At 67.1% G+C, this 1,275-nt stretch carries 1 protein-coding gene; it reads right to left on the reverse strand.

The genetic code is table 11. The features are described from left to right. Positions 1-200 precede the first annotated feature (200 nt). On the reverse strand, positions 201-1,275 hold a 1,075-nt coding region (locus tag B2X67_RS13810), incomplete at its 5' end, for an AAA family ATPase (protein WP_286785849.1).

The raw sequence follows: 1,275 nt of genomic DNA on the forward strand, positions 1-1,275 counted from the left end.
CCGCGAAAGTCGCCGCCGGAAAGATCGATCTCGCCTTCCTGCGGCTTGCCTTCGTTGAAGGCGTGGACCTTGTCGTCGCGCAACAGGGCATAGAGCGGGTTGTCGAGTTGATGTGGCTGGCTCATGGCGAGCTCCCGGTGGAAAGCTACTCGCCAGTATAGAAGGTGCGCCGCGCTCTGCCCGGCGCACACGAGGCGGCTTCAGAGGCCGGGAAGACGGTCGCGGATGCGCGTCACCAGGCTGTCCAGGCTGGCGGCATCGTGGGTATCGACGCGTTTGCTGTGCGCCTGGTGTTCGGCGTCCAGCGGTTCGCGGGTGGCCTGCTGGGTCTTGATCACCTCCAGCGTCGCGTCGGAGGGGTCGCGGGCCTCCTGCTGCCGCTGTTCCAGCCAGCCGGCGATCACCGCCTCCGGCGCCTGGCAGTCGAGGATCAGGAAGGGCACGCCGGTCTGTTCGGCGACCTGGGCCGCGCCGCGCCGCTGAGCCTGCTTGAGGTAGGTGGCGTCGATCACCACCGGAAAGCCGGCGTGCAGCACCGTATCGGCCAACCGGTGCAGGTGCTGGTAGGTGGCGAGGCTGGCGTCGGGGTGATAGATGCCGGCGTCTAGATGGCCCCTGTCGGTGCTCTGCTGGGTACCGAACAGGCGTTTGCGTTCGACGTCCGAGCGCAGGCGGATGGCACCGAGCGCTTCGACCAGGCGCAGCGCGACGTGGCTCTTGCCGACCGCCGATACGCCATGGGTGATCGCCAGGAAGCGCGAGGGGATGGCACTGTAGCTTTCCGCCAGGCTGGCGTAGCGGCGGTACTGGCGCAGCGCGGCGGCGCGCTCCACCGGGGTGCTCTGCTCGGTTAGGCCGAACAGCGTGACCTTGGCCCGAACCATGGCGCGGTAGGCCTTGTAGTAGTTGAGCAGCTCCAGCCCCTGATAGTCGCCGGTCAGCTCCAGGTAGCTGCTGAGGAAGCGCCGCGCCAGGCACTTGAGGCCGCGATCTTCCAAGTCCATGACCAGGAAGCCGACATCGGCATAGGTGTCGGTGAGGCGGAAGGGTTCGTTGAACTCGATGCAGTCGAACAGCACCACCTGGCCGTCGACGACAGCAGCGTTGCCCAGGTGAATGTCGCCGTGGCACTCGCGGATGAAGCCCTCGGCCTTGCGCTGGGCGAACAAGCCTTCGAGGCGCTCGAAACTGCTGTCGGCCCAGGCTTGCAGGGCATCGAGCTGGGTCAGGTCGGCGGCGTCGCGCAGCAGCGGGCGGATCTGTTCGAAGTTCTGG

Source organism: Pseudomonas sp. UBA3153 (genome assembly GCF_002364635.1).
Taxonomy (GTDB): Bacteria; Pseudomonadota; Gammaproteobacteria; order Pseudomonadales; family Pseudomonadaceae; genus Pseudomonas_O; species Pseudomonas_O kuykendallii.